The 12,574-nt window shown below is 69.7% G+C and carries 8 protein-coding genes and 1 pseudogene; 2 read left to right on the top strand and 7 right to left on the bottom strand.

The genetic code is table 11. The features are described 5' to 3' along the window. Positions 1 to 68 precede the first annotated feature (68 nt). Complete coding sequence (locus tag BLS95_RS39495; RefSeq protein ID WP_218136211.1) at positions 69 to 632, bottom strand: TetR/AcrR family transcriptional regulator; 564 nt, start codon at positions 630 to 632, stop codon at positions 69 to 71. Positions 633 to 735: 103 nt separating this feature from the next. On the opposite strand from BLS95_RS39495, the pseudogene BLS95_RS39490 reads away from it, so the two are divergent. Next, positions 736 to 1,585, top strand: a pseudogene (locus BLS95_RS39490) (SDR family NAD(P)-dependent oxidoreductase). A 399-nt stretch (positions 1,586 to 1,984) separates the two neighbouring features. Further along, the gene (locus BLS95_RS39485; RefSeq protein ID WP_245765561.1) at positions 1,985 to 3,256 is read left to right on the top strand and encodes a glycosyl hydrolase; all 1,272 of its coding nucleotides are present in this window, start codon (positions 1,985 to 1,987) and stop codon (positions 3,254 to 3,256) included. A gap of 309 nt (positions 3,257 to 3,565) precedes the next feature. On the opposite strand, the gene BLS95_RS39480 is transcribed toward BLS95_RS39485, so the two are convergent. The 6 genes from BLS95_RS39480 to BLS95_RS39460 form a co-directional block, all read right to left on the bottom strand. After that, entirely contained in the window at positions 3,566 to 5,392 is a 1,827-nt protein-coding gene (locus tag BLS95_RS39480; RefSeq protein ID WP_090944005.1) for a sigma-70 family RNA polymerase sigma factor, read from the bottom strand. Positions 5,393 to 5,544: 152 nt separating this feature from the next. Beyond that, a complete protein-coding gene (locus BLS95_RS57205; RefSeq protein WP_143044053.1) occupies positions 5,545 to 6,603 on the bottom strand; it encodes a hypothetical protein in 1,059 nt (352 codons plus the stop codon). Positions 6,604 to 6,700: 97 nt separating this feature from the next. Continuing rightward, positions 6,701 to 8,227 (bottom strand): type 1 periplasmic-binding domain-containing protein, encoded by a 1,527-nt coding sequence (locus BLS95_RS39470; RefSeq protein ID WP_176993623.1) that lies wholly within the window; start codon positions 8,225 to 8,227, stop codon positions 6,701 to 6,703. Further along, positions 8,224 to 10,215 carry a hypothetical protein gene (locus BLS95_RS54760; RefSeq protein WP_143044052.1) on the bottom strand — a complete coding sequence of 664 codons (1,992 nt, stop codon included), beginning with the start codon at positions 10,213 to 10,215 and terminating at the stop codon, positions 8,224 to 8,226. Before BLS95_RS54760 ends, BLS95_RS39470 begins: the two co-directional genes overlap by 4 nt. 372 nt (positions 10,216 to 10,587) lie before the next feature. After that, positions 10,588 to 11,907, bottom strand: coding sequence for a pentapeptide repeat-containing protein (locus tag BLS95_RS39465; protein WP_090943999.1), 1,320 nt, complete (start codon positions 11,905 to 11,907; stop codon positions 10,588 to 10,590). Positions 11,908 to 11,985: 78 nt separating this feature from the next. Next, a complete protein-coding gene (locus tag BLS95_RS39460) occupies positions 11,986 to 12,498 on the bottom strand; it encodes a peptidase inhibitor family I36 protein (RefSeq protein WP_090943997.1) in 513 nt (170 codons plus the stop codon). Positions 12,499 to 12,574 lie beyond the last annotated feature (76 nt).

Raw genomic sequence — 12,574 nt, 5'->3', positions numbered from 1 at the left:
CATCTGCCGCCATGACGGGTGGCAACGCCGGGACCCGGTCGAGCCGCGGATCGAGGCGGGGCCGCCTGCTATCGAGCGCGCAGGGCGTCCATGAGGTAGTCGAGCAAGCGTACGACCTGGCCGGGGTCCATGGCCGCGAGGGCGGCGCCGTGTGCGGCGACCAGGACGTCCAGCGGCTCGACTCCCTGGCGGAGGGTGCCGTCGCGTACTCCGGCGTCCAGCAGCCGGTCCACGGCGGCGAGTGCGAGGGCCCTGGCGCCCGGGAAGGCGACGGCGTCCTCGCCGGAGGCCGCGGTCGCGCGCAGTGCCTGCGCGAGGCCGTGCTTGGCCGTGAGATAGGTCACCCACCGTCCGAGCCAGGCACGCAACGCCTCATCCGGCGGCATTGTGGCGAGCAGGTCGTCCGCCGACTCGCAGACCCGCGCGAGTTCGCTCGTGTGCGCGGCCTCGATGAGGGACTCGCGGGTCGGGAAGTGCCGGTAAAGGGTCCCGATGCCTACGCCGGCCTCCTTCGCGATGCCCTTGAGCGATGCCCCGGCGCCCTCCCGGGCGAACGTGCGCGCCGCGACTTCGATGAGCCGATCGCGGTTCGCCCTGGCGTCGGCGCGGGGCTGTCTGTCCCTCATGTTCATGAATCGCATCCTCGCATTTGCAACCGGAGCCGGGTCCGCTTAGAGTCGAGCTAATCGGACCCGGCTCCGCTTAATCTTATGGGCACCTCAAAGGGACATCCGCATGAGCACACAACGCATCGCCACGCCCTTCGGGGCGACCACCACCGCCGAGGAAACGGTGGACGGAGTGGACCTGTCCGGCGGGAGGGCCATCGTGACCGGGGCATCGTCGGGCATCGGCGTGGAGACCGCGCGGGCACTGGCCAAGGCGGGCGCCGAGGTGACCCTCGCCGTACGTGACACCACCAGAGGGGAGCAGGTCGCCGCGAGGGCGGCTGGACATCCTGGTCGACAACGCCGGCATCATGGCCACGCCCGAGTGGCGTACCCCCGAGGGCTGGGAGATGCAGTTCGCCACGAACCACCTCGGCCACTTCGCCCTCACCCTCGGACTGCACGACGCCCTCGCCTCCGCGGAGCGCGCCCGGGTCGTCGTCGTCAGCTCCGTGGGCCATGTCAACGGGGACGTCATCTGGGACGACATCAACTTTCACAAGCGCCCCTACGACGCCTGGCGGGCCTACAGCCAGTCCAAGACCGCGAACATCCTGTTCGCCGTCGAAGCCGCCAGGCGCTGGGCCCGGGACGGCATCGCCGTCAACGCCCTCAACCCGGGCCGCATCTGGGCCACCGGACTCGGCCGGCACATGACGGCTCCGCCCGAGTCGTTCGAGCCCGGCGCCGGCTCGGGCGTATCGGTCAAGGACATCCCGCAGGGCGCGGCCACCTCGACCCTGCTGGCCGCCTCGCCTCTCGTCGAAGGCGTCACGGGGAAATACTTCGAGGACTGCCAGGAGGCTGTTCCGCACACGCCGGGGCTGCGACGCGGTGTGGCGGCGTACGCCCTCGACCCCCAGGCGGCCGCGCGGCTCTGGCAGATCTCCCTGGACATGATCAGGACGCGTTCCTGACGTTGACGAGCTCGGACTCGGTGGGTCCACAAAGTCCTGACCCGATTTTCCAGATTTCGGTTATCCCGGGTCGGGCGGCCGCGTCTCCTAGTCAGGAGCGGATGCGTCCGGCTGCCGGGCGTGGTGAAGAGGAGAGGCGCGGGACATGGCAACAAGGGAGGCCCGGATGGCACCCGTATGCCCTCGTCCTGGCGCCGCTGCCGATCGGGCAGCGGTGTCCGCGCCCTGTCTTCCGTCCGGGCGATGCCGGGTCATCAGCTCCACGAATCCCCCTGACGAAGGATTTCATCCCTCATGAGCGAGATTATCCAGCGTGGCGCCGCACCGGGCCGTAGAGCCGCTCGGCAGGTTCGCCGTGTCGGGCTCGTAGGCGTCCTCGCGGCCGTCCTGGGTGCCTCCATGATCAACGGCACTCCGGCCGGCGCGGCGGAGCTGCCGCTGTCGCAGCACCGTCCAGCCCTCGCGTCCTCAGCGGAGAACGGCGGCCTGCCCGCGACGAACGCGGTCGACGGCAAGGCGAACACCCGCTGGTCGAGCAAGTTCAGCGACCCGCAGTGGTTGCAGGTGGACCTCGGGAAGACCACCAAGATCAAGAAGGTCGTGATCAACTGGGAACGCTCGTACGCCAGGGCGTTCAAGATCCAGACGTCGAACAACGGCCTGCGGTGGAACAACGTCTACAGCACCACCGCCGGCAGGGGCGGTGAGCAGACGATCCAAGTGTCGGGCAACGCCCGGTACGTCCGGCTGTACGCGACCAAGCGCTCCACCCAGTACGGCGTGTCCGTATGGGAGTTCCAGGTGTTCGGCAAGGGCGGAACCACTCCGCTGCCCACTGCCTCCCCGCAGCCGACCCCCACCCGCACCCAGCCGACGGGCTCCCCGCAGCAGCCGACCCCCACCCCCACCAAACCGGTCGACCCGCCCGCGGCGCCCTCCGGCAAGAAGGGCGTGGGCGTGTGGCAGATGCCCAACGTCAGCACGGCGCTCGCCAAGTCCGGTGCGCACTGGTACTACACCTGGTCCACGAACCACAACGGCATCACCACCCCCAAGTCCAGCGAGTTCGTCCCGATGATCTGGGGCGCCAACAGCGTCACCGACTCCAATCTCGCCCAGGCCAAGAGCGCCGGCTCCTACCTGCTCGGCTTCAACGAGCCGGACATGGCCGAGCAGTCCAACATGACCGTGGACAAGGCGCTGTCGCTGTGGCCGAAGCTCATGTCCACCGGGCAGAAGCTCGGCAGCCCCGCCGTCGCGTGGGGCGGGGACCGGGCCGGCGGTTGGCTGGACAAGTTCATGAAGGGCGCGGAGCAGAAGAACTACCGCGTCGACTTCGTCACCCTGCACTGGTATGGCGGTGACTTCCGCACCGAGGCCGCGGTCGGTCAGCTCAAGTCCTACCTCCAGGCGGTGTACGACCGGTACAAGAAGCCGATCTGGCTCACCGAGTACGCGCTCATCGACTTCTCCCAGGGCGCCCGCTTCCCCAGTGAGGCGCAGCAGGCGGCCTTCGTCACCGCGTCGACCAAGATGCTGGAGTCGCTGACGTTCGTACACCGGTTCGCGTGGTTCGGCCTGCCCGCCGAGGACGGCAAGCAGGGCACCGGGCTGTTCCGCAGCAACGGCGACGCCACCCCCGCGGGTCGTGCCTTCCAAGAGGCTCGCTGAGTACTGAGCGGAGGCACCCGCCCGCCCGCCCGTCGCCCGGCCGGGGCCGGGGAAGTCGCCGCGGACGTCCGCGGCGCAGCCCCGGCCGGCGATGAGGCGAGCCTTCCGCGCCGGGCCGTGGGACGCAGCCCGTCCCACGGCCCGGCCGGGCACCGCGGCTCCGCAAGGCCGCGCGGCCCCTGGCCCGCAAGCCCGCGCGGCTTCCAGGTCCGGCACGGCCCGGCCGGGCCCGCAAGCCCGCGCGGCTCCCAGGTCCGGTGCGGCTGTGGCCCCTGCCACCCCGCGAACGATCGCGTCGCCGGGGACGGATCAGCGGGCCTCCTGGAAGGCGCGGCCGGCCTTGGTCGCCCGCCCGTCGCCGCGGAACAGTCCGCTGCCCTGCTTGCCGTCCTCCGAAGGCAGCCCGAACCACGCGTAACGCTGCACGTAGGGCAGCGAGGCGAGCATCTTGGTGGAGGCCGTGATGAAGGCCGCCTGCTCCGCGTCGCCGGCGTAACGGGTGCCGTTCGAGAAGTCGATGAGCGCGTACTCGGTGAGCCAGATGGGTTTGCGATAGCGCTTGTGGACCGCCTGGAGGTAGGTCTTGAGCTGCCGGACGGCCGCCTCGGTACGGAAGTCGGCGCCGTACCAGTGCAGGGTGACGAAGTCGACGCGGTAGTCCCGTTCGGCCGCACCCTTCATGAACCGGTCCAGCCAGCCGTTCGGGGTGGCCCCGCCGAATGCGACACCGGGGCTGCCGAGCACCTTGCCCGCCTTCATGAGCCGCGGCCACAGGTCCAGGGCCTGTTCCACCGTCATGTTGGCCTGCTGGGGCAGGTCCGGCTCGTTGAAGGCGAGCAGGTAGGGGCCGGCGCTCCTGGCCCGGGCGAGGTTGGCGTCGGTGACGCTGCCGGCGCCCCAGATCATCGGTACGAACTCCACCCCTTCCGGCACTCCGGGGCCCTCAGGCGCGGTTGACCAGGTGTAATACCAGCGCGCACCGGACTTGGCGAGCGCCTTGCCGGCTCCGGGCATCTCCCACACGCTCACCCCCTTCTTCGCGGAGGCAGGCCGCGGGGCGGCGGTGGCGGAGCGTTTGACCCGGACCGGCGTGGGACCGGCGGTGGGGGCAGGGGACGTCTCGCGCCGGGTGGAGGGCGAGGGCTCGGACGGGGACGCCGTCATGCGGGGCGCCGTCCGGGGTACGGGCGGCTCGTTGGGTCCGGTGAGCTGCCCGGCCACGACGGCGCCGGTCACGACGGTGATCACCCCGGCGACGGCCGCCTTCCCGGCGACCGGGTTCTGCGTCAGGGAGGACAACAGGCCGCGCGGCGGCGGTACCGCGAGGGCGTGGGCGGCCGGGAGGTGGTCCAGCAGGTATCCGGCCGGCAGCGGCAGCAGGGGCAGCCCGCTGAGCAGGCGGTCGATGGGCAGCATGCCGGCGGTGCGCCGCCCGCAGACCGCGCAGTCGCGGACGTGCCGGGCGAAGCGCTTACGCCACAGAGGGCTGGGCACGCCGTCCCAGCTCCAGGCGAGGGTACGCAGATCCGGGCAGCGAGGGTCGGCTTGCAGCGCGCGTACGACGGTGCGGCTCGTGTGGATCTGCTCCTTCATCCGCTGGACGCGGACGGCGGTGTGCCGATGGGACAGGCCGAGGGCTTTCGCGAGGTCCGCCCGGTCCAGTTCGCCGGTCTCCTCCAGCCACCACAGGGCGAGCAGCCCCTGGTCCTCGCGGTCCAGCCAGCGGGTGGCCTCGGCGACCTCGCGGCGCTGATCGGTGAGACCGAGCCGGAGGATGGTCACCGCGGCGAAGTCGGAGGCCGGGTCGGCCACCTCGTCGGCGCTGTCCAGGTCCTCCCTGCGGTGCTGGGTGGTACGGCGGTCCCGCTCGTGGTCGCGTACCTGCCGGACGGTGATGGCCACCAGCCAGGACCGGTACGCGCCCGGGTCGCGAAGGCCGGAGAGCCCGTGCACGACCCGGAGCAACGTCTCCTGAACCACGTCGTCCACATCGTTGTGCCCGTTGAGCGCCCGCCCCACGATGTTGTAGACGAGGGGGAGCGAGCCGGCCACCAGGGCGTCCAGGGCACGCTGGTCTCCCTCGCGCGCGGCGGTCACCAGCGCCGCGTCGGGCTCGCCCCTACCTGTTCCCGGCATGGCCCTCGCTTTCCGTCGGTTGCCTCGTCGGCCGGTCAGCCCCCCGGGCCAGGGCGCGATCGGCCTATGAGGCGCGTCGTGAGTCTTCCACTAAAGGAGACCGGGGACGGCATAACGGACAACAAAAATGCCGCGAAAAGCCCTCATGGCGTTCAGGCCACCGAGCAGATCGGCTGGGTGCGGCGCAGGTAGGACCAGGCGGCCGCGCCCAGTGCGATGCCGTACACGGCGAAGGTGCCGAGCCCGAACCAGGTCACCAGCAGGGCGTCGGCCGAGGTGAGGAAGTCTCCCCGGGAGACGGTCACCACACCTGCCGTGCCGAGTGCGGCGTACACCACTCCGACCGCGCCGTAGGGTGCGAGCGAGGCGGCGCCGATCAGCGCGGGGGCGAGCGGCAGCCAACGAGGCACCCGCCTGCCGCGCAGGGCGAGCGTCCACCGAGGGAACACCTGCCCCCACGGCCGTACCAGACCGAGGATGAGGAACACGCCGAGCGCGGCCAGCAGCACCGTGCCGTCGATGCCCCAGCGGGCCAGGGTGAGCCACACTCCGGAGGCGCCGTTGCGCACGGATATCGCCAGCATCTGCTCCCCGCTGACACCGGCGAAGGTCCCGCCCAGCGCCCACGTCATCTTCATGGCCGCGTACGGCAGGAACGCGCATGCGCCCACATAGGCCAGCACGCGGACGCTCCGGGGAGCGGGTGTGGGCTCCGGCCTGCTCCGTACGGTGGGGGAGGTGTGGACCGCGCCGCACCGCTGACAGGCGGCGTCCGCGGAGGAACGGTAGGACCGAGCCGTGACGATGAGCAGCACCACGCCGACGGCCGCCAGCGCCCGGTTGGCGGTGGACGTCCAGCTGTCGACGGTCTGGTTGAAGCCGAACGAGACCAAATCCATCAGCAGGCCGAACGCGGCCGCGCCACTCAGCACGCACAGTCCGACCAGGACGACGGTGACGACCTGCCGGGGAATCCGGCGGCCCCAGGGCCGTACGGTGGCCAGGGCCACCATGGCCGCCAGGACGGCCAGGGCCACGATCGTCCAGTTCAGGCCAAGGGGTAACGGCTCCGCGGCGCGGTAGAACACCGCGGTCCCATTCAGCGCCGAGACCAGGCCGAACCCTCCGTACACCGCCGCCCAGCCCAAGGCCGCGTACCCGGTCCAGGACGACCGCCGACGCGGTTCGGTGACTTGCGCTGCGTCCGTCATGTTCGCAATTTATGGCGGAGATCCTGTGGCGACGCTGAGATGCCCTGAGAGGGCTCACAGGGGCCTTCACCAGCGGCGCGGTGGGCTCTTACGAAGATCAGTCACGCTTGTGGCATGGATGCTCCTGAGCCCGACGCGGGTCGCTCAGCACCTCGGGGGCGGCGCCCTGGCGGAACCGCAGGACAGGCAGCGCCAACCCCAGCCGGTTGCCGGTCCTGGAGTCGAACATGATGGACCCGCTCGCCCCCGACACCGCCGTGTTGGGCAGCGCGTACAGGGGGAGCATCCCGCTCACCGCGCCAGGAGTGACCTCGTCCTTGCTCGAGTCGCCGGCCACGTCCCGCACCGCCTGCGCGGCGGCGAGCACCGCGTCGTGCGCCATGATCCCCCACCCGGTGCCGAGATTCTCCTCGTCGAACTTCAGTTCCTGGTACGCCTCCAGCAGCCGTTGGTACGGCCCGTTCCCCTCGCACTTGAACAGCGACGGCTCGGCGAGAGGCACATACGTCAGCGAGATCGACTCGAAGGTGTCTTCAGGGAACTGCTCGGTCCTCAGCCGCACCACGTCGGAGCCGGTCACGATGTTGACCGGTCCCAGGCACTTGCCGCTCTCACGCAGCGAGTTGACGAAGGTGTGCAGGTCGCTGCCCCGCCCGGCATAGAAGATCACGTCCGGCGGCCGGGCGCACAGGTTGCTCATGATGATCCGCCACTGGTTGCCCGGCGGGTCACCGAACGGATAATCGACGTTGCCGCCCGCGTCCCACTGTGTCTTCATGTGCCGCTTGAACTCGGCCGCCAGCGAGTCGGCGTACAGGTCGCCGGGCTTGGCGGAGTGGATGAGGGCCGCGGTGCGCCAGCCCTTACCGCCGCCGCTGCCGACGTACTTGGCCAGCAGGCTGACCTGCTCGCTCACCCGTGGGTTCACCCGGACGAAGCCGGGCACCCTGGTCCGGTCGATGGCGTCGGAGGTGACGGCGTCGCCGACCATGGCCAGGTTCTTGGTGGCCAGGAGCTTGAGCGACTCCAGGGTGGATGCGGTGCTGCGCCCGAGCCCGGCCACCGCGACCAACCGGTCTTCGGAGTCCACCCGGGCCAGCAGGTCCTCGGTCGTCCGCCGCCAGTTGCTCTCCATGCTGTCGGTGTTGGCCAGCACCAGCTTGATCGGTGGAATCTGGCCGACGACCGGGCCGTGGTTGGCCCGGTGCTGGGCCGCCACGGCGCCCTCAAGTTGGTGCACCACCCGTGGCTCCGGCTGGGTGAGCGGGCCGAGGAAGGCGATGGTGTAGTAGCTGCCAGGCCCGCCCTTCGTGGCGAACGCGTTCTCCGCGGCCATCGCCTTCACGATCTCGGCGAAGCGCGGTTCGAACGCGTACGTGCCGCTGACCCCGACGCATTCCTCCCTCTCCTGCTCACCCACGTTCACCGAGACGCGGCGGATGTCGTAGGGATCGCAGTAGAGCATGTTCCGCACGATCAGGCCGGACGGTATTCCGACCGCCGCCAACACCAGCAGCGCGCCCCCGACGGCGACCCCCCACCGCACCAATCGGCCGAGGGTCTGCCACCAATGGCGCAGCCGCTCCCACAGGTGACGTGGCCACGAACTCCGATGCGGCGTCATGATTCCTCGCCCGCCGGAATGGTCAGATCGGGGGCCTGGTGCCAGCCGCGCAGCCGCTCCGGCCAGGTCCTGCGCGCGTGGTCGAAGACGGACTGCGCCCGGCCCCTCCGGCATTCGGCCAGGAGGAGGAGCTGGAGTTCGATGCGGTCGATGCGCTTGTCGTCCGGCAACGACAGCGGGGCCGACTGCCACCACAGGTCCCGTACGAGCACGTCGATGGCGTTATGGATGCCCTCCCCGGTGCTCAGGCAGCCGGGGCACGGCTCGCCGGAGGCGGGTCTGTCCATCATCAGTCCCGCGGGCGGCTGTGGGGCGGCGCAGACGATGTTCAGGGCCGCCAGCCAGGAGCCGGCGTCCAGGTGGTCGAGCAGCTGGTGCAGGGCCCGGCTGACGGTCGCGTGATCGCCAAGGGCGAGCGTGTGGTGCAGGTACTCGACCTTGCTCGCCGACGTGTCGAATCCCTCGGGGGCGTGGAAGGAACGCAGCTCCTCGTGCAGGGCGGTCCAGGTCTCCCCGTCGGTGCGGGTGCGCAGCTCGTGGACGAGCAGGGTGCGCAGCGCCCGGTGACGGACGAAAGGGCCCTTCAGTTCTGGCCAGAACGGTTGCGACCAGAAGTTGTCCGGCAAATAGCGCTTGGTGTCCTGGAAGCGCCGTCCGTCGGCGTCCTCGGGCGGGAAGCGGCCGCTGAGGTGCTCGGCGGCCTCCTCGTCCAGGGCCGGCGCGTAGAAGATCAGGCGCTTCCTGGCACGGCCGTCCGGCAGCAGTTCTTCCAGCAGGCGCCTGCCCGTGGTGTCGGAGCGGCCGTCGCGGACGTCGAGCAGCTCCTCCGGCTTGAGCCCGTCCGGCGAGCCCGAGGCGTGCGCCGCGGCACGGGCGAGCGCGTCGGCGATCCTGGCGTTCCCGCCGCTCAACCGCTCGATCAGCCGGGCCGGGCGGTGGTCGTACTGGAACCCCCGCAACATGGACTGGATGTTCCCGAACGTCAAGGGGGCGAGACGGAACCGGACGAGCCAGTCCTGAGGCTCGGCCGCCGGCTCCTTCCAGGTCAGCGCAGGCAGGGCGGCGCCGATCTCAGGATGGTCGCCGGTGTGCCTGAGCGAGGCGGCGAGCACGACGATCCGCCCCGGCCGGTCCTCCTCCGCGGCCTCGCTCTGGGCACGCAGCAGCAGGTCGACGAAGGATGTGCCCAACGCGGTGTGGGCGTTGTCGAGCAGCATCAGCAGCCGGGGCGCACGGTTCTGCTCGCGCCACCACCCGTAGTAGGCGGCCGCGTCGTCGAGTAGCGCCGCCGTCAGGTGTCCTTCGGCCTTCTCACGGTTCTCTCCACGGGCGCGGAAGCTCATCGCCAGTGAGCACAACTGGTCCAGCCCGTCGCCACCGGTCCTGACCGCCCGCCGCTCCCACCAGTCGAGGACGTCCCGGCGTACGTCGCGCGTGAACAACGCCTCTCCGACGGCCTCGACGAGTGTCTTGACCACGGCGTCCAGCGGAGCCGGCACGCCCGCATTGCCGGCGACGGCGCCGGCCACCTTCGCCAGCAGTTTCGCCACGGAGTCCGGCCCTTTCCTGGACGTGCTGAGGGCCTCCTGCAGCCGGGACCTGGCCGCCGCGAGCTCCCTCGGGGAGGTGGTCTCCCAGGCGGTGACGGCCAGCAGCCCGTACATCAGCCGGGGGAATTCCACCGGGGCGCCGAAGCGCCTCACATGTACGCCCAGTTCGTGGTTGATGAAATAGAGCAGGTCCGTGACAGGGGACGCGTTCGGAACGGGATCCAGCGCGTAGGCGCCAAGCCCCGGATTGCCGAAGTCGGGTCTACCCAGGTCGGCGTTACCCACGGGCAGACGCCGGCTGTAACCGGCCTTCAGGCTCTCCAGGACCGCGGTCTTCCCAGCGCCCCGCTCACCGGTGATCTCGATGTAGGGCGCGCGGCGGAAGTAGCGGAACGTGGCGCGTGTGCCGTCGAATTTGAGGCCGACGAGTTCGGGCACGAGCTCATCGGTAATGCCATTCCGCTCATGTATTGTCCCCATGCCATCATCCACCGATACGAATCACCACGGCTGCCGGTGCAGACACGATAGTGCAGAGGAGTTGAGGTTGGGACCGGCGAACGTGGTCAATTGGTAGACGCCCTGGTGACCGCATTTGAGAGACATCGAAGGGGCGCTGTTGATCATTTATGAGTTCGCCGGGCGGACGGTGATCGCCCGCGACCTGCACGGGCCTGGCCTCCCTGCTTGGCGTCGTAGGGGGCGGTTCCGCCCAACGCACTTATGACAAGCCAAACCGGAACAAATTGTGCTTTGTGCCGGTCTTTCCATATTCAGGAAAAGGGAATCCCGCCAAGAGTTCGTCCGTCCTCAAACCCCTTGGTCCTGGGCCGCCGCCTCGTCCTCGGTCGTGGTGGAGTCGGCGCTCACTCCGGTCGCCAGCCGTACGGTCCGTCCTCCGCGACCGTCCGGCACTTCCCGCCAGGCCATGGGCCAGTGCACCTTGTGCTTCGGCCCCGACAGCACCCGTACCTGGGCCAGCTTCGCGTATTCCAGCCCCGTGGCCTTGTTGAACCTGACGTTGCCGGTGAAGGCCGCATGCGAGAAGAGGGCGTTGCCCGCGAAGGTGCTCTGGAAGAACGTCGCCGTGACGGCGAAGGACGCCATGTGGAACAAGGCGTCGCCGTTGAAGACCGCACGGGAGAAGCGCGCTCCGCCCGCGAAGGTCGCCTCGGAGAACCCGGCACCGGTGCTGAAGGTCACATCGCTGAACGCGGCGATACCGGTGAAGGTCGCGTTACGGAAGTCGGCGTCACTGGCGAAGGTGGACCAGGCGAACCAGACGTCACCGTTGAAGGTGACCCCGCTGAATCGTGCCTCGCCGGTGAAGACCGCGTTGTAGAAGTCGGCGTTACCGGTAAAGGTCGCCCCGGCGAAATCGGCGATACCGGCGAAGGTGGCTCCGCTGAACCGGGTGTCACCGTTGAAGGTGGCCCCGATGAAGTCCGTGTAACCGATGTGGCAGTCGCGTACGTCGAAGTCGACGAGGGTGGCGCCGCTGAGGTCGAACCGGAGGCCGGGCCAGTAACGCCGACCGGGGGCGGCTCGGGACGACCGCCCCGGGTGCCGGGGCTCGGGGTCGTGGCGTAGGTGGGTGGCGAGGATGCGCTGGGCGGTGAGGCGGACCTGGCGCTCCTCGTACGCGTCGCGGCCGGCGCGACGCTTCCGGTTCCGGCTCTGCTCGGTGGGCGGGGTGTAGGGCATGCGGAGGTAGGCGCAGATCACGTCCACGATGGTCTGACGCAGGGCGGGAGTGTCTTGCGCGAGTTGTTCCAGTGCGTACAGCCCGGCGATCCGCACCGGGGCCTCAGGGTTGCCAAACTGCTCGACCGCCTTGTCATATCGGCCGGTCACGTGGCCCTGCTCGCGGAGCCGGAACATCCGCCGGGCGATGCGCCCGGCGTAGAACAGCGCCGGCAACGCGGCCAACCCGGTGGCCACGGCCAGCACCCGCCCCCGGACCGCGTCCAGGGCCGCCGCCAAGTCCCTGCCGGACAACCCCGTCGCCCCGCCCACCGGCACGCCGTCGAGGTTCTCCAGCACCCAGCGGGCTCCCGGCCCTGACATCCAGACGATCGCCGCCACCAGCACCACGCCGAAAGCGGTCACCATGATCGAGACAGGCTTCACGTCTCCACCATGGCCGCTACCGATGCCCGAAAGCCAGGGCCGAGGAAGTAACCCCAGGCACAGCCCCAAGCTCGCAGCTCACAAGCCGCGCGCCGCGTAGTCGTAGCGGTTGTCGTAGAGGACGTACGCGTGCTTGCCCGCGAAGCTTTGGAAGGGGTCAGGCTGGAACGCCTTCTTGTCCTTCAGGAAGTAGTCCCGGCAGTCACCGCGCGCCCAGAACGATGAGATCTTGTCCCGCCAGTAGCTGTTGAAGTTGAACTTCTTGCACCTCGCGGGGGATGTCCGCCACTTCGCCATCGCACCGCGCCAGTTCTTGTACTGGTACACGCAGTACCAGCCATCCGGGCAGGACGCCTCGGTGGCCGACATCACCAGGCGCACCGTGCCGCCCTCCCAGGAGGCTTCGTTGGCGCTGAGCTTTGTCCCGTTCGGAACCGCGGCCAGGTACGTGTCGATCAACGTGGAATTGACGGCCGCCTGGGCCGGAAGCGCGGTGAACCCACTGCCGACGATCACGCCGGCGCTGATGACGATGCCGGCCGTTTTGAGCGCCTTCATGAGGCGCGTCGGCTGATCTTCCTTCTGGCTCATTTCGTCTCCCTCTTGTGCGGATCATGTCGTTGATCTGCTGGGAGGAAGATAGGCAGCGCGGTGTTGAGCATGTGTT

This window comes from Nonomuraea jiangxiensis (genome assembly GCF_900099965.1).
GTDB lineage: Bacteria > Actinomycetota > Actinomycetes > Streptosporangiales > Streptosporangiaceae > Nonomuraea > Nonomuraea jiangxiensis.
Note: the sequence above shows the minus strand (reverse complement) of the source record. Positions and strands in the feature narration are given on the sequence as shown.

Coding starts and splice junctions, on each gene's coding strand:
- BLS95_RS39495 (WP_218136211.1), bottom strand. CDS start 632: ATGAACATGAGGGACAGACAGCCCCGCGCCGACGCCAGGGCGAACCGC.
- BLS95_RS39485 (WP_245765561.1), top strand. CDS start 1,985: ATGATCAACGGCACTCCGGCCGGCGCGGCGGAGCTGCCGCTGTCGCAG.
- BLS95_RS39480 (WP_090944005.1), bottom strand. CDS start 5,392: ATGCCGGGAACAGGTAGGGGCGAGCCCGACGCGGCGCTGGTGACCGCC.
- BLS95_RS57205 (WP_143044053.1), bottom strand. CDS start 6,603: ATGACGGACGCAGCGCAAGTCACCGAACCGCGTCGGCGGTCGTCCTGG.
- BLS95_RS39470 (WP_176993623.1), bottom strand. CDS start 8,227: ATGACGCCGCATCGGAGTTCGTGGCCACGTCACCTGTGGGAGCGGCTG.
- BLS95_RS39460 (WP_090943997.1), bottom strand. CDS start 12,498: ATGAGCCAGAAGGAAGATCAGCCGACGCGCCTCATGAAGGCGCTCAAA.